This is a genomic window from Planctomycetota bacterium (genome assembly GCA_035384565.1).
In the GTDB taxonomy this organism is placed as follows: domain Bacteria; phylum Planctomycetota; class PUPC01; order DSUN01; family DSUN01; genus DAOOIT01.
This window is the reverse complement of sequence record DAOOIT010000049.1, coordinates 1-24,082: the sequence shown is the minus strand read 5'-3', so window position 1 is coordinate 24,082 and position 24,082 is coordinate 1. Positions and strand designations below refer to the sequence as shown.

Here is a 24,082-nt window from a genome sequence, read left to right as displayed (position 1 = left end):
CAGAGCGGGCGCCGGCCCCTCCTCGCCGGCACGCCTCAGGGAGCGGGGCGCGCGGCATGCGCCTCTTGCGCCTGCAATGCCCTGAGGTCGCGGCGCGGGAGCGCCCAGGCCCGGCGCGCCGCCGCTTCGACGAGTTCGCGCACCGCCTTGTAGTCGGGGTCGCTCGTGTCGCGGTACACCGCGTCCTTGCACTTCGCGGTTCCGCCGGCCTCCCTGGCCAGGGGCGCGGTGAGGAAGAGGCTGGCGGCGGGCTGGCGGAGCGCCACCCAGTCGAGGCGCGACACCTGGGCGGGTGCGTGGCAGGCGCCGCAGCGCTTCGCGTGGACCGTGGCGATCTGGTCGGCCAGTGTGCGGTCGGCCGCCAGGTCGTACGGCGGTTCGGGCTGGCGCTTGTTGATGAAGCCATCGTGGTACGGGCCGTTGGCGTCAATCCAGGTGACCAGACGCAGCCAGTCGTCCTGCGGCAGTTTCACGCGTTCGGTGTGCGGGGCCCTGCGCAGGACGGCGATGAGGTGGCTCTTGTGGGAGCCGAAGGCCAGGGGCGGCGTGACCTTGGCGTCGTCGCCCACGTTGGAGCGTGAGATCAGCTTGGCGGCGAGAATGGTGTCGTAGGCGCGGTTGTGGCGGGGGGTGAGGCCGCCCGAGAAGTCGAGGCCGCCCGCGGGCTTGAGCCCGGCGTGGCAGGCGACGCAGTGTCGGTCGAAGACGGGCTGCACATCGCGCAGGAAGCTGATCGGCTTGTCGGCGCCCCATGGCGGCGGGGTGGGCACTACAGGGTCGCGGCGCATGGCGAGCGGCGTGGGTGTGGGCGGCGGCGCCTTCTCCCAGGTGTGGTGGCAGCCCGTGCACGAGCGCTGCTCGCCGCTCTGGAAGCTGATGAACGAGCGCATCCGCCGCAGCTCCATGTGATTCTCGTCGAGGAGCTGGAAGTAGACCGCCGTGTCCACCGGCACCTGGAAGAAGGCCGAGCCGTCGCTCTCGACCGGCACGGTGCCCAGGATGCGCACGGGGTTCCAGTTGATCATCACGCCCTTCACGTCGGGCTCGTAGCGCTGCCCGCCATAGGTGTTGCAGTAGGGCCAGCCGAGCGGCTCGGCGATGCGGATGTAGCGAATGGCTGTGGGGTCCACGCCGTCCACGCCCAGGGCCACGTCGTTCACGGCGCACACGGCGTAGGGCTTCGCGGGGTCCGTGTTGTCGGGCAGGATCGGCGGCTTCTGGCGCGGCCGCAGCGGAATCGGGATCGAGCACGAGATCGCCGGGTCGCGGTAGACCAGTTCCTTCGTGCCATCCACCCCGATCAGATAGAGCGCGTAGCCCGTGGCATCCGTCTCCTTGCCGTAGGTGTACGACGCGAGGAAGTGGGCCTCGGAGAGGGGCCAGGGGGTCATGTAGAGGCCGCCCACGCCGCGCACCCCGCCCCCCGGCACAGGATTGCCCGACATGCCGCCCTCTGGCGGCCGCACGCCCGGGGTGACGATGTGAATGCCATTCGGGTCGTTCATGCCGGCCTGCGGCTCGATGAGGATGACGGGGCCGGCGGGCAGCGTGTGATGCCCCGTGGCGATGCCCACGAGCTTGTGCGAGCCGGGGACCGAGCGGCATTCCTCGACGGCCCACGGCTCATTGAAGTGCTGCTTGAACAGCGCGTCGGCCCCCGTGCCGTCGGGCCGCACGTACCAGAGCGACTGAATGTGCGCCCAGCCGCGCTCGTGGTATTCCCAGCGGGTGTAGCCGATCGTGCCGTCGGCGAGCACGTGGGGCAGGTAATCGCCGTCCTTGGTCACGGTGAGGCGGCGGATGCCCGAGCCGTCGGGCCGCATCACGTAGAGGTTGCACGAGGTCTCGTCCTTGTCCAGTTCGTTGCACTGGAGCGAGTAGCCGCAGCGCTCGGAGACGAAGACGATGTCGCCGCTGGGCAGATAGCAGGGGTCGAGGTCGCTCCACTCGCCCTGGGTGAGCTGGCGGAGGCCCGTGCCGTCAATGCCGATCTCGAAAATGTGGGTCGGCTCCTCGGAGCGGCGGAGGTCGAAGCTGGTCGCGCGGTTGAGCCAGCCTGGCGGCGGCTGGTCGCTCCTGGCCTTGGCGTAGCCGAACACCACGCGGTCGCCGCCATACCAGAGGTCCATGCCGTGGACGTGTCCCGGCCCGAGCCGGCCGTTGAGCAGGTTCCGCACCTCGCCGGTCTTGAGGTCGAGGACGCAGATGTCGCCGCCGGGCCGCGAGACCCAGGGCATGTGGTTCAGGCACACATCGGGGTAGCTCTCCTGGGTGAAGCGCTTGATGAACAGCAGCTTGTCGAAGTCGAGTGCGGACCTCATCGCGGCCTCGCGGGCGAGCCATCGGGCCTCGCGATAGAGAGCGAGGCGCGCGGCGGGGTCGCAGCCCTTCTCCCTCTCCTGGGCGGCGAGGGCCTCGGCGCGCGTGTGGACCTCGGCCAGGCCTGAAGGCGCAGCGGCGCCGGAATCGGCCAGGAGCCGCTGGGTGCGGGCAAGGACTTCCTTGACTGGGTGGACGAAGAAAGCCTTGCCTTCGTGGAGGCGGATGCCGGCCTGGCTCGCGGTGAGGACGATGGCGGCGGGGCCTTCGCTCGCGACCTCGAACTCCACGGGGCCCGCCCACGGGCCGTCGAGCTTGCGGCTCAGGAAGGTTCGGCGCTGAAGCTGGTCACGCTCGAGGACGAGCACTTCAGCGGTGACCTCGACCGGCGGGGTGAGCGGCGCGGCGGAACGGATTTCGATGTGGACGCGGTTCCTGCCGAAGCCGAGGTGGGGCAGTTCGTGCCAGACAAGCTGCCAGTCGCCGCCGACAACCAGCGCCACCTGTCCGCCTGCGTGGGCGAACGTGCCCCCCGCCTCGGAGAGGGGCACGGCGAGTTCGACCGAGGCCGCGCCGTCCCTTCGCGCGACACTCCCCTGCCCCGCGGGCACGGGCGCGCCGTTCAGCGCCACGGCGTCGCCGGCCAGCGTGACCCGGTGCTTGCCCACCGCGCACAGGCCGGCGAAGCCTGCCTGCTTCGCGCCGCGCGACCACTGGCTCAGGCTGCTCTGGCTCGCAGGCCGCTTGAGCGCGAGGTTCTTCGCCGCGTCGTCGGGGCCGTAGACCTCGACCTCGTCGAGATGGAAGTAGATGGGCGCGTCGCTCCTGATCTGAAGGCGGATGAACCGTGCCCTGACGCCCTCAAGCTTCACCTCGAGCGGCGGCTCCTTGCTGCCGAGGCCGCCGAAATGATTGCCTTTGTTGTCGTGGCGAAGGGTCCACTTCTGGCCGTCGTCGGAGGTCAGAACCAGCAGGTTGTCCGCGTTGTGAAGGCCGGGTTGGTAGTCGAGGCGGTTCCAGACCACGATGCGGGCGACGGCCACGGGCGAGCCGAGGTCCACCTGCCACCAGGGATTCGGCTCCTGACCCGTGTGGAACGCATACTTGCCGTCCTTCACGCCGTCCACGGCGCCGGCGGCGTCCTCAGCGGTCGGGTCAGAGGCAGGCGCCGAGGCGGGCACGGACGCGGCAAGGAAGAGGCGTTGGCCATCGTGACAGAGGAGGAACCGTTCGGCGCCGGGCACGTGCGCGGCGGAGGCCCAGCATGGGTCGCTCAGATCGCCGTCCAGCTTGGGAGGCGCGCTGCACCTGGGCACGGCGAGGCGCGGCAGGTCCGCCTGGCCGGGCTTGGCGGCGAGGAAGGGCAGGAGATCGGGCCTGAGGATTTCGGCGAGGCGGCAGTCGTCCTGCTTCGCCCAGTCGGCCTCCACCTGCTCGCGGGTCGGCTGCGCCGCGCGAAGCGAGGCGGCCAGGAGGATGCAGGCTAGGCTTGTTCGCCACATCGCACGTGGCCTCCGAGGCTGGGCCTCCCCGCGGGTTCGAACCCGCGGGAGGTCAGCCCTCGAGCATGGAGCACGAGCGCTTGTTGCAGCGGCCGAGTTCCTGGCAGGGGCTGGCGTCGCGGGCGCAGGGCGTCGAGGCCCCGCGTACGATGCCGGCCACGGCGCCGATCACCCGCCGCACGGGCCGGCCGCACTCGGGGCACTTCTTCACAGGTGCCTCGCTCATCCGCTGCTGTCGCTCGAAGGCGTGGCCGCAGGCGTCGCACTGGTAGTCGTAGATCGGCATGGCGTGTCTTCCCTATTTACTCCGGAGGCGTCGTTTGGCAAACTCGACCAGGCCGCCGGCATCGAAGATGGCCCGCATGAAGTCGGGCATGGGCTCGGCGCGGAAGGTGCGGCCGGTCGTGAGGTCGCGGATGATGCCGCTCGCGAGGTCGGCCTCCACCTCGTCGCCGGCGGCGATGGCTTCGGCCGCCTCGGGGCACTCGAGCAGCGGGAGGCCGATGTTGATGGCGTTGCGGAAGAAGATGCGGGCGAAGCTCTTGGCGACGACGCACGCCACGCCCGCGCCCGTGAGGGCGACCGGGGCGTGCTCGCGCGACGAGCCGCAGCCGAAGTTCTCGCCCGCCACCACCACGTCGCCCGGCCTCACCCTCTTCGCAAAGTCGGGCTGGTCGCTGCCCTCCATCGCGTGCGAGCCCAGCTCCTTGGGGTCCGTGGTCACGAGATACGGAGCGGGGATGATCGCATCCGTGTTCACGTCATCGCCGAACCTGAACGCTCTGCCCATTGGTCTTCGCTCTTCTCAATCGGCAATCGGAAATCGGCAATCGAGAATGTCACAGTTCGTCGGGCGAGCCGATGCGGCCGAGGACGGCCGAGGCCGCGGCGACCGCGGGATTCGCCAGGTAGACGAAGCTCTTGAGGTGGCCCATGCGCCCCTCGAAGTTGCGGTTGGTGGTCGAGACGCAGGTTTCGCCCGCGGCCAGCACGCCCATGTGGCCGCCCAGGCACGGGCCGCACGTGGGCGTCGAGAACACGCCGCCCGCCTCCACGAACACCTCGTCCAGCCCCTCGGCGATGCAGCGGCGATAGCCCTCGAGCGACGACGGGATGACGATGAGCCGCACGTCGCGGTGCACTTTGCGTCCCTTGATCACCGCGGCCGCCTGGGCGATGTCCTCGTACCGGCCGTTGGTGCACGAGCCGATGAAGGCCTGGTCAATCCGCACGTGGCGCAGCTCGCTCACGGGCTTCACGTTGCTCGGCAGGTGGGGGCAGGCCACCTGGGGCTCGAGGCTCGTGACGTCGAACTCGTGCGTCTCGCGGTAGGCTGCGTCGGGGTCGCTGGCGTAGACGCGCGGGGGCCGGCGGGCGCGGCCTTCGAGGAAGGCGGCGGTCTTGTCGTCGAAGGCGATGATGCCGCTCTTGCCGCCGGCCTCGATGGCCATGTTGCACATCGTGAGGCGCCCGTGCATGGGCAGGGCCTCGATGGCCTCGCCCGTGAACTCCATGGCGCAGTAGAGCGCGCCCGCCACGCCGATGCGGCCGATCGTGGCGAGAATGTAGTCCTTGCCGCCCACCCACGGGTTCCGCGGCTGGCCGTGGTAGACGAACTTGAGGCTCTGGGGCACCTTGAGCCACGTCTGGCCGAGGGCGAAGATGACGCCCACGTCGGTCGAGCCCATGCCCGTGGCGAAGGCGCCGAGGGCGCCGTTGGTGCACGAGTGCGAGTCGGCCCCCACCATCACGTCGCCCGCCACGCAGTGCCCCTCGTCGGGCACCAGGCTGTGGCACACGCAGGCGCGGCCGACCTCGTAGTAGAAGGGCAGCTTGTGCTGGCGGGCGAAGGCGCGGAGGACCTTCGCCTGCTCGGCGGCCTTGATGTCCTTGTTCGGCACATAGTGGTCGGGGATCAGGATGATGCGCTCGGGGTCGAACACCCGCGTCGCCCCCGTGCGCTCGAAGCACTCGATGGCCAGGGGGGCCGTGATGTCGTTCGCCATCACCACGTCCACCGGCACGAAATGGAACTCCCCGGGGCGCACCACGTCCTTGCCCACGTGAGCGGCGATGATCTTCTCGGTAATCGTCATTCCCATACCCATCACTCCATTGGGCCTGTTTCCTCTTATACCAGAAACGGCGTGAGTGAGCAACCTTGACAGGCAAATGCCCAAATGCTAGACTTTGCCGCGCTTGGGTAGGAGTGATGGCGAGTGTCCGAGCCCGTCAGCCCGTTCCACGACCTGATTCTCGACATCCAGCAACTGCGCGATCATCGGGACCCGGCCCCGCTCTTCGGGCGGCTCGACGGCGACCTGCTCAACGGCGAGTACCACTTCACGAGCTCGGAAGCGACGCTGAACTTCATGAGCCGGTGCATCGAGAACGCCTGCTTCGCAGACGTGGGCCGCTGCACGCTCTACTCGGTGTTCCGCCGCCTGAGCCTGCTGGAGCCTCACCTGGACCACTACCACAAGCTGGCCGCGGTGGCCCGCACCATCTACGTCATCGGGGTGCCCGATCTGGCCATCGAGCCCTGGGCGCGGAACGTGCACGTCATCGCCGACGACGCGCGCCGCCTGGCGAACAACTGGATCACCGTGAACATCAGCCGCGACATCCACATGACGCTCCTGGCCGAGGAACTGCCCGCCGTGGGCAAGCACCCGCGTTACGTGGGCTTCTACACCGACAGCCGGGCGCTCACCCGCCGCGTGATCCGCCAGCTCGTGGACATGAGCATCATCTGCCAACCCGAGCTCTTCACCGAAGAGCAGCTCGAGACGGGCGGGAATCCCGCCTGAGGCCGGCCCGAGCCCTCCCCTGTGCGGCTACCCGCTGGCGCCGGCCGCTCGGGCCGGCACGAACGCCAGGAACACGGCGGCCCCCCCCGCGAGCACCGACACGCCCTGGAGCGCGCGCTCCACGCCCCAGGCCTCTGCTGCCGCCCCCACGGCCATCAGCAGCAGGTTCGCCACGCCCCACGCCATCCCCATCATCACGCCGCTCATCAGGCTCGCGTTCCGGGGGTAGAGCTCCTGGGCGAACGCCACATTGACGGGGTTCGCGACGGCGTACACCAGGCCGGCCATCGCGAATGCAGGAACCGAGAGGGCTCCCCGCGACGACGCGTACACGAAGAAGAACGGCGCGGCCAAGAGGCACGAGGCGGCCATCAGGAGCCGGCGATCGGTCCGGTCGGCCAGATGCCCGCCGGCCAGGCTGCCGACGACCCCGCACCCGAGGAACCACGAGAGCGCATCGCCGGAGGCGGCGAGGCCCCAGCCGCGCTCCTTGCCGAGCACCGAGGCGTAGAAGGCGAAGGCGGTGATCGCGAGCGACCGGGCCAGCGCCATCGCGAAGAGCGCCCAGGCGGCGCCCGTGCCGGCCGCAAACAGGGCGCGCCAGTTCATCCAGCGCCCCGCCGCCGTCCCGCGGGCGTCGTCGCGCATGGCCAGATACAGCCAGGCCGCCACGCCGGCGCCGGGCAGCGCGATCAGCCACAGCCAGGCGAGGCCCAGGTGCCCCACGATGCGCGTGGCCACCCAGGGGGCCAGGGCCAGCCCCACCCCCCCGCCCGTCATGAACAGCCCCATGGCCATGCTCCGCCGCCGCTCGTCGCGCACCGTCAACACGGCCGCGCTGGGATGGAACATGGCCACCCCAAGTGCGCCGGCCGCGAGCAGCAAGGCGAGGGCCGCCACGTTCGGCGCCAGGCCGATCAGGCCGAAGAACACCGCCGACACGAGCAGCCCTGCCGCCGCCAGACGGCCGCGGTCGGCCCGGTCGCTCCAGACGCCCATCAGGGGCTGCATCATGGAGCCGAAGATACCCAGGAGCGCCCCGATCACCGACACGCCCACCACGCTGAGGCCCAGGCCGGCCCGGAACGTCTCGACCAGCGGCGTGAAGATCGTCGCATAGAAATCGCTCAGCGCGTGGCTCGCCACCATCAGCACTGTCCGGGGCCAGCCTCTGCCGGTCGCGCGCGACACAGCCATCCCCTCTTGGGCGAAGGGCGCCACCCGGAGTATAATGAGGGTGACGCGCGGGGGTCCCATCATACCACCCGCCCCCGACAGGAGCAATGCGCCATGTCGCTCCCGACCAGGGTCCAGGAGAAGCTCGCCGTCCTGCCCGAGGCCTGCGGCGTGTACCTGATGAAGGACTGCCACAGCAAGGTGATCTACGTGGGCAAGGCCGTGAACCTCCGGGCCAGGGTGCGGTCCTACTTCCAGGCGTCGGGCGACGATCGGGTCTTCGTCGAGCACATGGTGCCGAGGGTGGCGGACCTCGATTGGGTGTTGGTCGCCAGCGAGAAGGAGGCGCTGCTCCTCGAGAACAACCTGATCAAGCAGTTCAAGCCTCGCTTCAACATCCAGCTCAAGGACGACAAGACGTTCCTCAGCATCCGCCTGGACCGCCGCCACCCCTTCCCACGCCTGGAGACGGTGCGGCGGTATCAGGAGGACGGGGCCTCGTATTTCGGCCCCTATGCCTCCGCGGCGGCGGTGCGCGAGACCTTGCGGATCGTGAACACCGTGTTCCCCATCCGCAAGTGCCCCGAGGCCGTGTTCCGGAGCCGCACCCGGCCCTGCCTCTATCACGAGATCGGCCGCTGCGTGGCGCCCTGCGTGGGGTATGTGGACGCCGCCGCGTACGGGCAACTGCTCGATGAGGTGGAGATGTTCCTTCGCGGCAGGAACCAGGAGCTGGCGGAACGCCTCGCCGCCAAGATGCGCCAGGCCGCGGCCGCGCAGGAGTACGAGCTCGCGGCCAGGTACCGCGACCAGCTCGCCGCCGTGCAACGCACGATCGAGGCCCAGTCGCTCGCAGGTTCTCCGCGCGTTGACCGGGACGTCTTCGGCTTCCACCAGGAGGGCGAGGCGATGCTCGTCCAGGCCCTTCTCGTCCGCCGCGGCCGGCTCGAGGACGTGCCCACCTACGCCGTCGCCACGCGCGGCCACGACGCCGCTCATGCCTTCGCCGAGTTCCTCCAGCGCTTCTACGCCGCGAACCGCTTCATCCCGCCCGAGGTGCTGGTTCCCGTTGTTCTGGCCGGCGCTCCGGCGCTCGCCGACTGGCTCGCCGACCGCCGCGGCGGCGCGGTGCTGGTCCACTGCCCGCAGCGCGGCGAGAAGGCGCGCCTGGTGGCCATGGCCATGCGCAACGCCGAGAGCGCGTTCCGGGCCGCGCACGCCACGGAGCGCGACCGCTCGCGTCTCCTCCAGGGGCTCCAGGCCGCCCTCGGCCTCGCCCAGCTCCCCCACCGCATGGAGTGTTACGACATCTCGAACATCGGAGGCGCCGAGGCCGTGGGCTCGCAGGTGACCTTCGACGACGGCGCTCCCAACAAGGCACGCTATCGCCGGTACCGCATCAAGACGGTCCAGGGCGCCGACGACTATGCCATGATGCGCGAGGTCCTGCTCCGCCGGCTCCAGCGCGGCGTGGCCGAGCAGGACCTGCCCGACCTGATCATCGTGGACGGCGGAAAGGGGCAGCTCGCGGTCGCGCAGTCCGTGATGGCCGACCTGGCAGTGGGCGGCGTGGACGTCGTCGCCCTCGCCAAGGGCCGCGACAGGCGGCCCGCCTCGCGCGCCGGGCGCGCGCCGATGCCCACCGACGAGCGGGTGTTCGTGCCGGGGCGCGCCGAGCCCATCGTCCTGCCCCGCGATGCCGCGGAATTGCACCTCCTCGAGCGCATCCGCGACGAGGCCCACCGCTTCGCCATCGCCTACCACCGCAAGCTTCGGCGTCGGCCCTTCCTGGGCTCTGTCCTGGACCGTATCCCGGGCGTTGGCCCGGCCCGCAAGAGGGCACTCGTCGCCCATTTCGGCAGCGTGCGGGCCATCCGCGCCGCCTCGCCGCGGGAACTGGCCGAAGTTCCGGGAATCTCGGCCAGGCAGGCGGCCATCATCCACGCCGCGTTCCACGACCAGGGCGCCTCGCCGCAAGCCACCTGACGCCCGGGCGGATTCGGAGTGCTGGCCTCTTCAGGGTCTGGCGATCCTAGGAGCCTGTCCATGCTGTATCAGCCCTGTGAGGGGGAAAGTGATACAGCATGGGTAGATGGGCGAGAATGGGCGATTCTCGCGGCTCCGGCCATACTCGCTCATCTGCGCGATGAGCAAGTATGTGAGCGGGAATGGCCGGAGAGCGTAAGGCATTGGGGCATTGAGGGTTATGGGATGGCCCTCGCTGGCGCCGCGGCACCGGCCCCACGCTGCCCAATGGCGGCCACGTCAGGAGCGCCAAACCCAGAGGAGTTGGATTTTCCTCTTGACATGTCGTGCGCCGGGCGCTAGCATTTGTATAGGTGAGGGTCCAATCCCTGTCGGCCCCTGTGACTTCGCCGCCCCACGGTCTTCGTGCTCCTCCCCCACGGAGACCAGGCAAGTAGCAGGGGCCGGCTTATTCCCGGGGCCTGGGGCGCTCACTGGTCGCCGCCGGCACCCGCCACAGGGGATTCGGCAACCGACTGGATGGCGTCCCCCTCGCGCAGCGGCTCGCCGCGTCGCTCGAGGACGCGGGCCATGGTGAGGGTGGGCTCGACCTTCTCGGCCTGTAGCACCGCGATCACCTTGCCATCGCGCCGCACCTCGAAGCGCTGTCCCCGGTGCACCGCGGCGTCGCCGCCCACGTCCAGCACCACCACGTTCGGGGCCTGCTCGTCCACCACCAGCACGCGGCCGCGGATGCCGCCGGGCGGCGGTTGCGCCACTTCGCCACGCCACCAACGCTCCCAGAGTTGCACCGCCTCTTCGCGGTTCTGCGCCGAGGCGTCGGCGAGGAACCCGAAGCCCTCGCCGGTCAGCTTCCGCAGGCCCTGGATCGCGCGGTCCCGCACGACTCTCTCCGGGTCGCGCAGGGCCTTGATCAGGTGGGGGACAAACCGCTTGTCGCCGAACCGCGTGAGGCTCGATACGGCCTGCATCCTGGCCAGGGCGCTCACGCTCTCCAGTTGGCGCAGCAGGTCGGGCACCACGCGTTCGCATTTCTGATCGACCAGGACGCGTTGGGCCGTCGCCCGGGTGGCGGGGTCGGGGTCGTCGAGCGCGCCCACCAGCAGGTCCTGGGCTCTCGGGGTGTTGAACGAGCCGAGCAGCAGGAGCGCCCGGCGGCGGGTGGCGTCGGAGCTGCGCACTCGCGTCGCCTTCTCCAGCACGTCCAGGGCGTCGAGGGCCCCTTCGCGGTAGAACGGGAGATAGCGATAGTAGACCTCCAGGGTGAGCGCGTTGAGCGCGGTCGTGTAAACTCGGCCTCCGGCGGCATCGAAGCCTCGGTCGGGAGGGTCCCAGCTTCCTTTCCTGTCGCCGTCGGAGCACTGCCGGGCGATGAGCAGGTCGCGCAGGTGCGCGTTCCATCGGGTCCACCAGTGCCCGCCCATCTGGAAGAGGGCGAGCGTGCCATAGTACCAGTAGTACATCGTGTGGAGGCAATCCGCGGGGTCGCGGGGGTCGTTTCGGTTCATGTCGGCCCAGTCGGGCAAGTTGGCCAAGAGGAGGTCGGCCTGCTGCTGTGCGAGGGCGCAGTCCCGCGGCCAGCCCAGCGCGAGGTACGAGAAGAGGCCGACGGCCACCATGCCCGGCCCCCGCCGCCACGGGCCGGGCTCGCGGTTCGCGTAGATCACCTCGCCGGCGGCGCTGGTGTTGAGGTGGAGGTGGCGCATGATGCCGAACAGCGTCTCCCACCCCACCTCGATACCCGCGGCGTGGGCCGACTTGAGGGCCATGACCTGCCAGCCGGTCACCGACGTGTCGTTGCGGCCCGTGGGCGCGTCGCCGTAGTCCCACCCTCCTGCGTCCTGCTGCGCCCGCTGGATGAACGCGACGGCGCGCCGCACGGGCTCGCGTAGCGCGGGGTCGCGCGTCATCGCATAGGCCTCAGCCAGGGCCATGGTGGCGATGCCCTGGTGGTACATGAGGTACCTGTTGTTCTTCTCGGCGCCCACCAGGTAGGGTTCGCCGAAGCGCCCCTCGGGGGTCTGTATGCTGAGCAGATAGCGAAGGCCGTGGGCCACCGTGTCGCGGTATCGCCCCTCGTCGGTGTGGGTGTGCCCCTTGCCCAGGAACGCCAACACGGCCAGCCCCGACAGCCCAGGGGCCAGCTTGAGCTGCGGGTCGCCGTCGTTCCACCTGCCATCGGGCTCCTGATGGACGCGGAGCCATTCGAGCGCCGCGTCCACTGCGCGCTCCGAGGCGGCACTCCCTCCCCATTGCCTGACCGCGGTCTCCCGCGCGCTGGGGCCTCTGGATGCGAAGACATCGCGCGCGGGGGCTGGACCGCCGGCCACTTCGAGCACGGGGGTGGCCTGGGCGGCCGCGGGCTCGTCGCGGCGGGCCGGCTCGGGCGCCGCCGGCGGAGGCGCAACGGGCGGGGGTTGCTCCTCTGGCTCCGCCTTCGAGGGCGGGGGCGGGGGCTCCTCCACCTTGATGGGCGGCCGCTCCGGTTCGCGGGGCTTGGGCACCTCGGCCGGGCTCGGCCGCTCGGCGAGCAGGCCCACCTCGAACACGTGGCCCGAGACCTCGGCCACGGGCACCGGGCGGCTGCCGAAGATCAGCGCGGTGAGCACCAGGAGGCAGGCGTGGATCAGGCAGGAGAGCAGAAACCACGGCACGCGCCGGAGCCCACCGGCGGCGCGCTCCGCCGGCTCCTCGCGCTGCGCGCGTTGCGCCACACGGCGCTCGCGCAACGTGGGGTGCACTCCCGGCGGCGGTCGAAATGGCAGGTTCGGCATTCTGGGCCGCCTTGTGTCGCCAGACGCCCAAGCCGCGCCGGCTCGGCGAGCCCGGGCGAAGCGGCGAGACGCGCACGCTGACTGCCCCGGCCGTGCATCAGTCCGCTGTGTCAAGAGCCACGCTGCGTCGGTCAAGGCTTCTGACGTAGCCGCAGGCGTCCGGCTCGCGGTGGTTTTGGACAAGCGAGACGCTGGGCGCTACGCAGGAGAAGGCAGACAGATTCGTGGCCGAAGCAGTACCCCGCGCCGAACATGAACAAGCCCGGCCAACGGGCCAGGGGCACGCGGCCGGGCTCGTCGGCTTGTGTCGCTCCTCTTCCCTAGAACTCCTTGCCGCCACCGACCACGTCGTCGGACCACGTGCCGGGGGCGATGGTCTTCTTGATGAACTCCACGAGGCTCTCGCCTGTGAGTTTCTCTTCTTCTTTGTTCTCCTCGTCGCCGCCGAAGAACTCCTGGGCCATTTCGCCGCCGCCGCCGCCCCCGAAGCTGCTGCCGGTGGAGGCATAGCCGCTGTCGCTGGCGAGGGCCTGCTGCCGGCCCTGGAAGTTCTTGATGTCAATGGTGAGATCGGTGACATCGTACATGCGGAGGACGGCCTTCTCCATGATGGCCTCGGCCTTGGAGATGAAGACGGCTTCGTCCTTGAGCGTGTACTTGAGGGCCACGAGCTTGAGGATCCAGTTCAGGGCCGACTGGAGCCGCATCTCGTTCACGCGCAGGGTCACGTTCGGCGCGTCCTTCACGGCCGCCGTGTCGAGCACGATCGTCACGTCCACCAGGCTGCTGAGGAAGTTCACCACGTCCTGGAGCGGGGTCTCCACGAAGTCGAAGGTCACCTTCTTATTGAGGGCCTCCTTGATGCGGCGCTCCCACTCCTGCTCCACGATCTCCTGGCCAATCGAGGTCTCGGCCTTGCGGGCGCGCACTTCCTCGAACTTCTCGCGCGGAATGTAGGGCCGCACGAGCGTGTAGGGCACGCAGTAGGCCTCGGTCTCCTGCCAGTGCCGATCGGTCTCCTGGCGGCGCTCCTTCACCGCGCGGTCAATTTCGGCCTGCCGGCCCGCGGTCTTGGCGGTCTCGAGCAGCGTCTGGGCGGCGCCGTTCGACGGATCCTTGCGGAGGATTTCCTCACAGATTTTCTGGACTTCGCTGTACCTGCGCTCGTCGAGCAGGGTGGTGGCCTGGCGATAGAGGGCGCGGGTGCGCTCGTCGAGCAGCCGTTCGCGCTGGGCCACCAGCTCGCGGGCCTCGCGGTCGGCCTCCTTGCGGCGGGCTTCCTCGGTCTCGGCGCGCTTCTTTTCGATGCCGACCATGGCCTTCTGGATGTACGCCTCGGAGTCTTCGACGATCTTGCCGACCTCGATGTTGGGCGACAGGTAGCGGCCCCTGGCGGCCGCGCGGGTGAAGCCCTCGATGGCGTCAATGAACTCGCCCTTGTCGAACCGCTCCTTCGCCGCCTCGAACATGTTCTGGAGCTCGGTGCGCTGGACCTCCAGGGCGATGGCGCGCTGCCGCGCGTAGTCGCCGGCCAGGTCGCCGAACTTCGGCTTGATCACGCCCAGCAGGCTCTGGGCCTTGCGCAGGCCCTCCTGGGCGTCCTTATTCGTCTCGTCCAGCTTGAGGGCTTCCTCGAACTGACGGCGCGCGTCCTCGTAGGCGCCGTTGTTCAGGTGCGCCTGACCCAGGGCGACGCGCTGCGCGGCCATGAAGCTCTTCTGATCCTCCTGGACCTTGCGCTCAACTTGGAAGCGCTTGATGAGGTCCTGGGCCGCCTGCTCCTCGGGGCTGAGGGCCGGCTTCGCGGCTTCGCCCTCGGCCTTCGGCGCCTCCGCAGCCCAGAGCGCCCCGGCCAGCGCCGCCACCAAGAGCCCGCAGAGCAGCCCCAACTGCAACCGTCCTCGCATGGTTCGACCCCTTTCGCCTCCCACCGTGGTGGTAGCCTTCAGCCCCCAGTGGAACCGCGCCCCGCACGTTGCAGGAGCGCCACGTACCCGCCGTCGTCGTTCGTCTCCGACGGCAGTATACATCTTGAGCTCACAACTTTCCAGTCTGCCTGCTCGGCGCAGAGGCTCTCGACGACCAGTTCGTTCTCCTCCGGCTCCAGGCTGCACGTGCTGTACACGAGCCGCCCTCCGGGTCTGGCGACGCTGGCAGCCGAGCCGAGCAGACGCCGCTGGAGCTGCGCCAGCTCGCGGATCCGCTCGGGCGTGATCCGCCAGCGGCTCTCCACCCGGCGCGAGAGCACCCCTGTGTTCGAGCACGGCGCATCCACCAGCACGGCGTCAAACTCCGCGCGGAAGAGCGCCGCGCACGAGGCCCCGTCACCCGCCACGGGCCACACGGTGCGCGCCCCGAGGCGTTTGACGTTTTCGGCCACCTGCTTCAGCCGCTTGGGCGACAGGTCGAGCGCCACGACCTCCGCCTGCCCCTTCGCCAGCTCGGCGATCTGGCAGGCCTTGGAGCCGGGCGCCGAGCACACGTCGAGCACCCGCTCGCCGGGTTGCGGGTCGAGCAGGGGCGCCGCGGCCGACGCCGCCACGCCCTGCACCGTGCACAGCCCGTCGCGGAGCGCGGCCAACTCGTCCAGAGCCCCGCCCTGGTCCACGAGCACGTGCTCGGTGCCGATGGGCCGCGCCCAGCGCCCCGAGCGAATCACCTCTGCCACCAGGTCGTCGCGCGTCGTCCGCAGGCGATTCACCCGCAGGACCACCCCTGCGTGGGTGTTGTCGTGGTCGCACAGTTCGCGGGTCTTCGCCTCGCCGAGACGGGCGAGCCATCGCTGCACCAGCCACTCGGGATGCGAGTAGGCGGCCGCGAGGTACTTCGCCGGAGACGCCGTGGGCGACGGAAGGAGGGGTCTGTCCAGCACGCACCACGCGCCCTCGCCCACGGGCACCGCGCAGCGCGGGTCGCTGCCCTGTTCGCCGCGCTTGGCCACAATGGCTCGGGCCAGGGTGCGCAGGCAGGCGTTCACGAACCCCGCGCCTTTCGGCGTGGCGACCCGCCTCGCGATCGTCACCGCCTCGTTCACCGCAGCCGAGGCAGGCACCTTGTCAAGGAACAGCAACTGATAGGCGCCGATCCGCAGGATCTCGAGCACCCGCGGCTGTATCTTCCTGAGCGGGATGCTGCTCACGCGAGCCAGCAGGTGATCCAGCGTCCCGCGCCGTCGCACCGCGCCGTAGACCAGTTCGGTGGCCAGGTCGCGGTCGCGTCGGTCGAACTGGCTCCGCTCGAGTTCGTGCTCGAGCAGTTCCCTGGCGCGCTGGTCGCTCCCGTTCACAACGTAGCAGACGAACGTGGCAACCGCCCGGGGGCTGCTGCCGAAGAAGTAACGCTTCATCGGTGACCTTCGACGATCTCGGGCCGCCCGGAGACTGTCGAAGGGCGGCGCGGCTTTCACGCGGCCAGGCTTCCCTGTATCGCGACTGCCGCGCCCACGGATTATATCACTTCGTCACGTCAGTGCAAGCGCATTTTTGGCCGACCTAAGTGCTTCACGCTGCTTGCACTTACACCCGTCGCTGCCCGGGCAGGAGGCCGGGGCGGCGCTACTCGCGGCTCTTCACGCCCAGGAACGTCCTCCCGCCCACGACAATGCTCACCAGGTCGAGCAGCTCCTGGCCCTTGCCGGGACGCTCGTCGGCCGGCAGGCCGACCACCTGGCGCACGCGGTCCATGCCGTCCTCCGTGCCCCAGCCGTCGGGGCCGACGATCTGGCGGAGGAACTCGATCATCTGGCTGCCCGACATGGGCTTCTCGTGCTCCGCCTCGTCGTCGCCGAAGAAGTCGCGGAGGTTGCCGCCCTGCCCGGCGGGTCCGATGCCGCTGTCGGTGGCAAGGGCGCGCTGGCGGCCTTTGAAGTTCTTGATCTCCATCGTCAGGTCGGTGATGTCGTAGATGCGCGTGACGGTGGCCGAGGGGATTCGCTCTGGCTTGGAGAGGAAGACGGCCTCATCCTTCAGGCTGAATCGGAAGCCGACCAGCTTGCAGATCCAGTTCAGCGCGGCGCCCAGGGTCATGTTTTCGACCCGGAGGCTGATCGGCGGCACGCCGCCCTTGGCGGCCTCGCTGTCGAGGACCATGTTCACGTCGGCCACGTTGGCCAGGAACGAGACGACGTCGGGCAGAGGCGTCTCCACGAAGTCGAAGGTCACTCGCCGTTCGAGCGCCTCGCGGAGGCGGCCCTCCCAGGGCTCGGGCGCCTTCAGGTGGGCGTCGAACATCGGCTCGCCCTTGCGCCGGCGCAGTTCCTCGAGCCGCTCGCGCGAGATCGAGAGGATTTCGTTCTGCACCGTCAGGCAGGCCGTCAGTTCGTCCAGGCAGCGGCGGGTCTCGGCGTCGCGCGAGCTCAGCGCGTGTGCGAGGGCCTCGGTGCGGGCGGCATCGGCCGCCTGGTCGCGCAGGGCGCTGGCCTGCGCGTGGCCGGGCTCGCCGCGGAGCACTTCGTCGCAGACCTTCCGGGCCTGCTCGAAGCGCCGCTCGGCGAAGAGCATCTGGGCCTGGTCGAGGAGCGCCCGCTGGCGCTCCCGCAGGAGGCTCTGGCCGTTGCCTCGATGCTTCTCGGCCTCTTCCCGGGCGCGCCGCTCGAGGTCCTGCTGGGCCTTGCGCCGCTCGGCGTCCATCCCCGCCTTGCACTTCTCGATCATCGTCTCGGCCTGGCCCAGGGTCTGGGCCGTGTCCAGGTGGGGCGCCAGGTACTGGGCGCGGGCCTTCACCCGCACGAAGAGCTCCAGGGCCTCGACGAATTGCCCCTTCTCGTAGGCGGCCTGGGCGCGGGCGAAGAGAGTCTCCAGCTCCGCGCGCCGCGCGGCCACCCGCACTTTCTCCTGGCCAATGTAGTCCTCGATCAGGCCGGCGCCGCCTTGCTGGAGGCCGAGGAGCCCGGCGGCTCGCTTGAGATTCTGCTGTGCGTCCTCGCTGGAGGGGTCGAGTGCAACGGCCTTCTGGAAGTGCTCGTAGGCGAGTTTCCAGGCGCCCATCTCGAGGTGGGCCTTGCCGGTCTTGAGATGCTGGGCGGCCAGTTGCTGGCGTTCCTCCTGCCGGACCTTGGCCTCGGCCTTGTAGCGATCGAGAAGGTCGCGTGCGGCCTGCTCCTCGGGCGAGAGCCGGGGCTCGGCGCGCGGCGCGTCGGGCTTGGGGGCGGGAACCGCCTCGCCGCTCGTCGCACAAGCGGGGCACATCATCAGCAGGCCGGCCACCGTCGCCCACGCCGCCGCTCTCGCTGGTGTCATCTGCGGCCTCCTGCGGCATTCCGCCGCTCCCACCGGGATTATACCGCGGCGGTGGCCGGGCGCAAGGGTTTTGCGCCCTAGTTACGTAGCCGTTACACACTCCCCTCGCGGCCCGCGGCCGCCTTGGTCCCGCCTCGAGGGTCATTCGGAATGGGCTTTGTGACGCCGATTTCGCCGTGCTTCCCGCACTTCGGCCCCCGCCGGAGCCGGAGGCCAACACCTTCCTTGACTCGCCGCGCAGGCGACAGTATAATCCCGCGGTCGCGCGCGCCGGATGCGCCATCACGGGAGGATGCGACAAGGGGGCTCGATGCCTGCCAAGCTGTTCCTCATCTCGGGCGCCAAGATCGAGCCGGAGTCGCCCTTCGTCCTGCCCCGCGATTCCCGCGTCGTCGTGGGCCGTGGCAGCGACGTGCATCTGATCCTCCTCGACGAGCAGGCCTCTCGCGCGCACTTCTCGGTGCACCACGACGGCGCCGAGTATCTGCTCGAGGACCTCCAGAGCGCCAACGGCACCTACGTCAACGACGAGCGCGTGCACGGGATCGTGCCCCTCCATCACGACGACACGATTCGCGCGGGCCGCACGGTGCTGCGCTTCTCCACAGGCTCCGAGGACACCCCGGTCCGCCTCCTCGCCGGGGCCGGCACGAGCACGGGGTCCTCGGTCATCGAGGTCGCCCCCGACGGCGGCGCCTCCATCGTGCGCGTCTCCTTCGCGCCCGTCGAGGGGGCGCCTTCGGGGCCGCGGCCGCACTTCTTCCTGCCCTGCCGGTGGTGGAACCTGCCCCTCCAGGTCCTGCTCCTGCCCGTGCGGTTGCTTCTCTTGCCGTTCCTGGAGTTCCGCCGGGCGCGGTGGGACAAGGCTTTCGGCCTCGCCCACCCGGACCACACGGTGCGCAACTTCGTCGCGCGGCACCCGAACGAGGCGGCCAACCGCGTGGTGGCCTTGCACCAGAAGCTCTGGTACCTTGCCCTGCTGTTGGGCGCGCTCTACCTTTTCAACTGGCACGTGCTGCGCTTCCTCCATGTCTTCCACGTCTTTTGCAGCTTCTACCTGATCGTGATCGCCTACAAGCTCCTGGCCGTGATCCTGGCCCTCATCAGCCCAGCCGAGGTCAAGGTCACCGACGACGAGATCGCGGCGCTCAAGGACGACGAGCTGCCCATCTACACGATCCTGGTGCCGCTGTACAAGGAGACCGAGGTCGCGGGGAAGATCATCCGGTACATCCGCCGGCTGGACTACCCGCAGGACAAGCTGGACGTGAAGCTGCTGCTGGAGGCCGACGACAAGGCCACGCTGGAGGTCTGCCGCCACGCGCGGCTGCCGGCGACCTATGAGCTGGTGGTGGTCCCGGACGCGATGCCCAAGACGAAGCCCAAAGCCTGCAATCACGGCCTCGAGCGCGCCAGGGGCGAGTACCTCGTCATCTACGACGCCGAGGATCGCCCCGAGCGCGACCAGCTCAAGAAAGCCATCGTCGCCTTCCGCAAGGCCAACGCGCCGCGCGGCCTGCTCGGCCGCCTCCTCTTCCGCAAGGCCCAGACCGTGTGCCTCCAGGCCAAGCTCAACTACTACAACGTGGACCAGAACCTGCTGACGAAGTGGTTCACCATCGAGTACAGCACCTGGTTCGACCTCTTCCTGCCCGGCATCCACAGGCTCGGTTCGCCCATCCCGCTCGGCGGCACCTCCAACCACTTCCGCACCGACGTGCTCCGGGCCATCGGCGGCTGGGACCCGTTCAATGTGGCCGAGGACTGCGACCTCGGCATCCGTCTCCACAAGATGGGCTACCGCACCCAGGTGCTCGACTCGACCACCTGGGAGGAGGCGAACTCGAAGCTCTGGAACTGGGTGCGGCAGCGCTCGCGCTGGGTCAAGGGCTACATCCAGACGCACCTCGTCCACATGCGCAATCCCCTCCGGGCCATGTGGCGCCTGGGCTTCACCGGAATGCTCGGCTTCCTCACCTCGGTGGGCGGCCTGTCGCTCATGCTCGTCCTCAACCCCATCTTCTGGCTCCTCATGCTTTTCTACGGCGCCTGCTGGGTCCACGACCTGGCCCTCCAGGGCTGGTCCTGGTCGGCCGCCCGGGCGTTCCAGGCCAGCTTCCAGCCCGGCGACTGGCCCTGGGACCGCTGGCTGAACTGGGACGGCCCCTGGGTGTGGCAGATGTGGTTCGCCGACCCCCGCGGCAACCCGTTCTGGAACACCTGGTCCCAGTGCTTCTTCGTGATCACCGTCACCCTGTTCCTGGCCAACTTCGTGTTCATCTTCATGCACGTCTGGGCGTGCGTCCGCCGCAGGCTCTACCGCCTCATCCCCCATGCGATGCTCTCGCCCGTCTACTGGGTGCTCATCAGCCTCGGAGCCTGGAAGGGGTTCCTCCAACTGTTCTCCAACCCCTTCAAGTGGGAGAAGACCCATCACGGACTCGACACGTCGGCCACAGCGAAGGACTAAGATGCGCGTTGCCGCTCACTGGCCAATCGCCGCCCTGATCGCCCTCGCCGGGGTCCTCGCCCCGCCCGCCCACGCCGGCGCCCCGGACGGGTGGTGGAACCCGGCGTGGTCCCATCGCACCCAGGTCCGTGTCCGCCTGGCACCCTGCGAGCCCCTGGGCTTCCGCTACAGACCCCCGAACGCCGGCGACGACCTCGTGGCCGCCGAAGCCAGGATCCCCTGCCTCGCGAAGCTCCAGGGCAGCGCGCAGCAGGAGGTCCGCGTGCTCGACGCCGGCGGCAACCTGCTCCCCTGCGTCGCCGAGGGGCCCGACGGGCGCGGGCTGCTCACCGTCACCTTCCCGGCCCGCCGCACGATCACCGGCCAGCTCGCCACCGCCATCCAGGACGCCACGAAGACCGTCCCCCTGAACATCGGGGCCGACAAGGCCGTCACCCCGGGAACCCGCTTCTACGCGTTGGCCGGCTCCGGCCGCATCGCCACCCTCGAGGTGGACTCCGTCGCCGAGAAGACCTGCGTCGCCCGCGTCGTGGACAAGACCACACCGAACATCGCGCAGGGGATTCCCGTCGAGTCGGACGTGCTGACCTCGGCCGACTACTTCATCTACTACGGGAACCCCAAGCCGGAGGGCGAGGCGCCGCGCTGGACGCCCAAGGCCGCCACCGTGAACCTCTACGGCTGGCGCGTGACCGACGGCAACCTGCTCAACGCGCTCGAGGAGGCCCGCGGCACCTACCGCAAAGTGCCGGTCGAGCAGATTCGCGCCGCCCTGCGCAACAGCCCGGCCTTCGTGGGCTCGGCCAGCCTCACCCAGATTGACAACCGGGCCAACCCCCTCGAATACGAGGGGGCCTACCACCTCAGCGTCTACGAGAGCTTCGTCTACTGCGACATCGCCGGCTACTGGCGCTTCTCGGTAGACAGCGCCGCCCCGGCCTACCTCTTCCTCGACGGCAAGTTCACCGCCCAACGGCCCAGCTTCTACTACCAGGTCGCCGGCAACTTCGAGCACCGCGGCAAGATCGAACTGTCGCAGGGCTACCACCATCTGCTCATGATTGCGGCCGAGACCGGCAAGCAGAACACGCGCCTCGGCTGGCAACGCCCGATTGACACGGTCTTCGAACTCGTGCCCCCCAGCTTCTTCGTCAACCGCATCGCCGCCGAGATCGTGGCGGCCGAGGCCCAGTCGCTGACCTCCCAGGTCTTCTTCACCTACGAGCTCTCCCCCCTATCGGTCACCGCCGAGAACGGCAAGCGGTACCAGTTCGTCCAGTTCACCAATCTGAGCCGGCTCGGCCCCGAGGCCGCCGCGGCCTACTCGTGGGACTTCGGCAACGGCACCCAGTCTCACGAGGGGTCCCCCGGCTGCCTCTTCGAGGTGCCGGCCGGCCCCACGGTCGCGGGCTTCCCCGTGACCCTCCAGGCCAGCGTAGGCGGCAAGCCCGCAGGGCAGTACCAGCAGACCGTCTACTGCGACCCGCGCCCCACCGAGAAGCTGAACCTGTCCCTCGACATCGTGAGCTTCTCGAACATCGTTTACTACGACGAGCGCACCAGCATCGCCGTCCGCCTGCGCAACACGGGCTTCAGCCCTGTCATCGTCCGGGCCACCGGCCGCCTCGAGAACCGCGACGGGCGCCAGATCATCGTGAGCCAGGACCTCCGCATTGACGGCAAGGACGAGAACTTCTGCATCCTGCCGGTCGACATGAAGGAGCTGCCCGACAAGACGGCCCTGCTCGACCTCGACGTGCGCCTCGGCAACCAGACCGTGCTCGAGACCGCCGCGCGCATCGTGCCGTTCACCACCCTCGGCACCCCGGGAACCGTCGCCGTCAAGGACGGCCAGATCATCCTGGGGCCCGGCGGCCCCTACACAGGCGTCGCCTGGACCGGCGAATTCCCCACCCTCAACTACGTGGTCTCGCTCGACGCCCAGTGTCTCGCAGGCCACAACCTCTGCCAGATCACGTTCCCCGTCGGCAGCGCACACTGCACGCTGCGCCCACGGGCCTGGGATGTCCGCTTCACCCCGGGCCGCTGGCACGAGATTCGCCTGCGCGTGACCGACGCCAAGGTGGAGGCCTGGCTGGACGGCAAAGCGGTGGTGGACGTGCCGCGCGCCAAGGCCGACAACGCGCTCCCCCTGGCCTTCGACGCGCTCACCCCCTTCGGCCTCCACGCGGCCCTCAGCGCCCAGGTCGCCGTGCGCCGCGTCGCCCTGAGTCGCATCCCGCCGGCCCCCGCGCCCCCGCCCGCGCCCGAGGGCCCGCCGCCGCCACCCCCGGCCGAACTCTTCGACGGCTCGCTGCGCAACTGGAAGGTCGTGGCGGAGACCGACCTGAACCTCCTCCAGCGAGGCCTCGGCAGCCTGCACGACTACCTGGGCCGCCGCGTCATGCTCGCCTCCGAGATCGAGGACGCCGATCGCCACCTCGAATGGGTCTTCGCCCGCTGGTTCCGCGACCGCCACCTCGCCAGCCGCCGCCGCGTGCTGCTGTTGGGCGACCGCATGGCAGGCCCGCCGCAGCCCGGCCAGAAGCTCGACGACTATGTCACTCTCCTCGACCAGTCGCTCGCCGCCAGCGGACGCGCCTTCCAGTTCGTCCAGCGCACCACAGGCCTCCTGCCGACCCTCCCCGACATCATCCTCCTCGCACGCACCCTCGAGGCCCTGCGGCCGCTGCCCGACGTCATCGTCCTCAGCCCGGGCCTGGCCGACGTCCAGCAAGCCGTCGGCGAGCGCGACTTCGCCCGCTCCTTCGACCTGATGATTGACGCCGTGCGGGCCACGGGCAGGCCCATCAAGATCCTCATCGTCTCCCCGCCCCCCTGCCCCCGCAACGTCCGCCTCTCCCGCCTGTACACCGAGGCCGCCGCGCGGGTGGCGCGCCAGCATCACGCGGGGTTCCTCGACCTCCACGCGCTCCTCGCGCCCGAGGGCGCCGACTGGCTCGAGGCCTGCTACGCCGCACCCTCGGCGGAGGGCCTCTACCTCGATACCCCCAACCAGGCGGCCCACCGCCGCATCGCCGAGGCCATCGCAGGGCAGATCAAGCCATGACCCAGCCCCCTTCCCCCGGCCCTCTCGATGCCTTTCTCGGCCAGCAGGTCGTCCTCGACACGCGCTCATCCTACATCATCCTTGGCACCCTCACCCAGGTCGCCCCCGAGTACCTCCATCTCGAGAACGTGGACGTCCACGACACCTCGGACGGCTCCTCGACCAAGGACCACTACATCATGGAGGCCCACAAGCTCGGCATCCGCACCAACCGCCGGGCGGCCACCGTGCGGATCGCCGAAGTCATCAGCGTGTCGCTGCTGCGCGACGTCGAGATCTACTGACCCAGGAGCGTCCCATGCACGAGTTCATGGTGCCCACTCAAAGCCGAACCGAGATGGTAGACATCACGGCCGAGGTCAACCGGGCCATCCGAGCAGCGGGCGTCACCGAGGGCCTCTGCCACGTCTTCGTGCCGCACACGACGGCGGGCATCACCATCAACGAGAACGCCGACCCCGACGTGGCGCGCGACATCCTGACCACCCTCGACCGCCTGGTGCCCCGCGCGGGCGACTACCGCCACTCCGAGGGCAACTCCGACGCCCACGTGAAGGCCAGCCTCATGGGCTCCTCGGTCACGGCGCCCATTGCCGCCGGCCGCCTCTCGCTCGGCACCTGGCAGGCCATCTACCTGTGCGAGTTCGACGGCCCCCGCCACCGCCGCTGCCTCGTCGTCACCACCTAGGAGCCTGTCCAAGAATCCGCGTGGGACTGCGACGCCCGCGATTCTGGCCG

The 24,082-nt window shown here is 69.7% G+C and carries 15 protein-coding genes; 6 read left to right on the top strand and 9 right to left on the bottom strand.

Annotation, left to right across the window (positions count from 1 at the left end; all coding sequences use genetic code 11):
- Positions 1–35 precede the first annotated feature (35 nt).
- From PLE19_16900 to PLE19_16885, 4 genes are read right to left on the bottom strand one after another with little or no spacing between them, the layout of a single operon-like run.
- The gene (locus PLE19_16900; protein ID HPD16635.1) at positions 36–3,821 is read right to left on the bottom strand and encodes a discoidin domain-containing protein; all 3,786 of its coding nucleotides are present in this window, start codon (positions 3,819–3,821) and stop codon (positions 36–38) included.
- 52 nt (positions 3,822–3,873) lie between these two features.
- Positions 3,874–4,107 carry a zinc ribbon domain-containing protein gene (locus tag PLE19_16895; protein ID HPD16634.1) on the bottom strand — a complete coding sequence of 78 codons (234 nt, stop codon included), beginning with the start codon at positions 4,105–4,107 and terminating at the stop codon, positions 3,874–3,876.
- A gap of 12 nt (positions 4,108–4,119) precedes the next feature.
- Complete coding sequence (locus PLE19_16890; protein HPD16633.1) at positions 4,120–4,611, bottom strand: 3-isopropylmalate dehydratase small subunit; 492 nt, start codon at positions 4,609–4,611, stop codon at positions 4,120–4,122.
- 49 nt (positions 4,612–4,660) lie between these two features.
- Positions 4,661–5,923: a 3-isopropylmalate dehydratase large subunit gene (locus PLE19_16885; protein ID HPD16632.1), complete on the bottom strand. Its 1,263-nt coding sequence runs from the start codon at positions 5,921–5,923 to the stop codon at positions 4,661–4,663.
- A 117-nt stretch (positions 5,924–6,040) separates the two neighbouring features.
- On the opposite strand from PLE19_16885, the gene PLE19_16880 reads away from it, so the two are divergent.
- A complete protein-coding gene (locus PLE19_16880; GenBank protein HPD16631.1) occupies positions 6,041–6,631 on the top strand; it encodes a hypothetical protein in 591 nt (196 codons plus the stop codon).
- Between the two features lie 27 nt (positions 6,632–6,658).
- On the opposite strand, the gene PLE19_16875 is transcribed toward PLE19_16880, so the two are convergent.
- Positions 6,659–7,780: an MFS transporter gene (locus PLE19_16875; GenBank protein ID HPD16630.1), complete on the bottom strand. Its 1,122-nt coding sequence runs from the start codon at positions 7,778–7,780 to the stop codon at positions 6,659–6,661.
- Between the two features lie 141 nt (positions 7,781–7,921).
- On the opposite strand from PLE19_16875, the gene uvrC reads away from it, so the two are divergent.
- Entirely contained in the window at positions 7,922–9,793 is a 1,872-nt protein-coding gene (gene uvrC / locus PLE19_16870; protein HPD16629.1) for an excinuclease ABC subunit UvrC, read from the top strand.
- Positions 9,794–10,263: 470 nt separating this feature from the next.
- Here the strand turns inward: uvrC and PLE19_16865 are convergent, their stop codons facing one another.
- The 4 genes from PLE19_16865 to PLE19_16850 all read right to left on the bottom strand — a co-directional run bounded on the left by PLE19_16865 (position 10,264) and on the right by PLE19_16850 (position 17,804).
- Complete coding sequence (locus PLE19_16865; GenBank protein HPD16628.1) at positions 10,264–12,567, bottom strand: HEAT repeat domain-containing protein; 2,304 nt, start codon at positions 12,565–12,567, stop codon at positions 10,264–10,266.
- A gap of 320 nt (positions 12,568–12,887) precedes the next feature.
- Complete coding sequence (locus PLE19_16860; protein HPD16627.1) at positions 12,888–14,474, bottom strand: tetratricopeptide repeat protein; 1,587 nt, start codon at positions 14,472–14,474, stop codon at positions 12,888–12,890.
- Positions 14,475–14,512: 38 nt separating this feature from the next.
- Positions 14,513–15,913: a 16S rRNA (cytosine(967)-C(5))-methyltransferase RsmB gene (rsmB, locus tag PLE19_16855; protein HPD16626.1), complete on the bottom strand. Its 1,401-nt coding sequence runs from the start codon at positions 15,911–15,913 to the stop codon at positions 14,513–14,515.
- 208 nt (positions 15,914–16,121) lie between these two features.
- The gene (locus tag PLE19_16850) at positions 16,122–17,804 is read right to left on the bottom strand and encodes a hypothetical protein (GenBank protein HPD16625.1); all 1,683 of its coding nucleotides are present in this window, start codon (positions 17,802–17,804) and stop codon (positions 16,122–16,124) included.
- Positions 17,805–18,114: 310 nt separating this feature from the next.
- Between PLE19_16850 and PLE19_16845 the strand changes: the two genes are divergently transcribed.
- The 4 genes from PLE19_16845 to PLE19_16830 are packed head-to-tail and all read left to right on the top strand — an operon-like array spanning position 18,115 to position 24,032.
- A complete protein-coding gene (locus PLE19_16845; GenBank protein HPD16624.1) occupies positions 18,115–20,274 on the top strand; it encodes a glycosyltransferase in 2,160 nt (719 codons plus the stop codon).
- Position 20,275: 1 nt separating this feature from the next.
- Positions 20,276–23,344: a GDSL-type esterase/lipase family protein gene (locus PLE19_16840; GenBank protein ID HPD16623.1), complete on the top strand. Its 3,069-nt coding sequence runs from the start codon at positions 20,276–20,278 to the stop codon at positions 23,342–23,344.
- Complete coding sequence (locus PLE19_16835) at positions 23,341–23,628, top strand: hypothetical protein (protein ID HPD16622.1); 288 nt, start codon at positions 23,341–23,343, stop codon at positions 23,626–23,628. Before PLE19_16840 ends, PLE19_16835 begins: the two co-directional genes overlap by 4 nt.
- Positions 23,629–23,642: 14 nt before the next feature.
- Positions 23,643–24,032 (top strand): secondary thiamine-phosphate synthase enzyme YjbQ, encoded by a 390-nt coding sequence (locus tag PLE19_16830; protein ID HPD16621.1) that lies wholly within the window; start codon positions 23,643–23,645, stop codon positions 24,030–24,032.
- Positions 24,033–24,082: the final 50 nt, after the last annotated feature.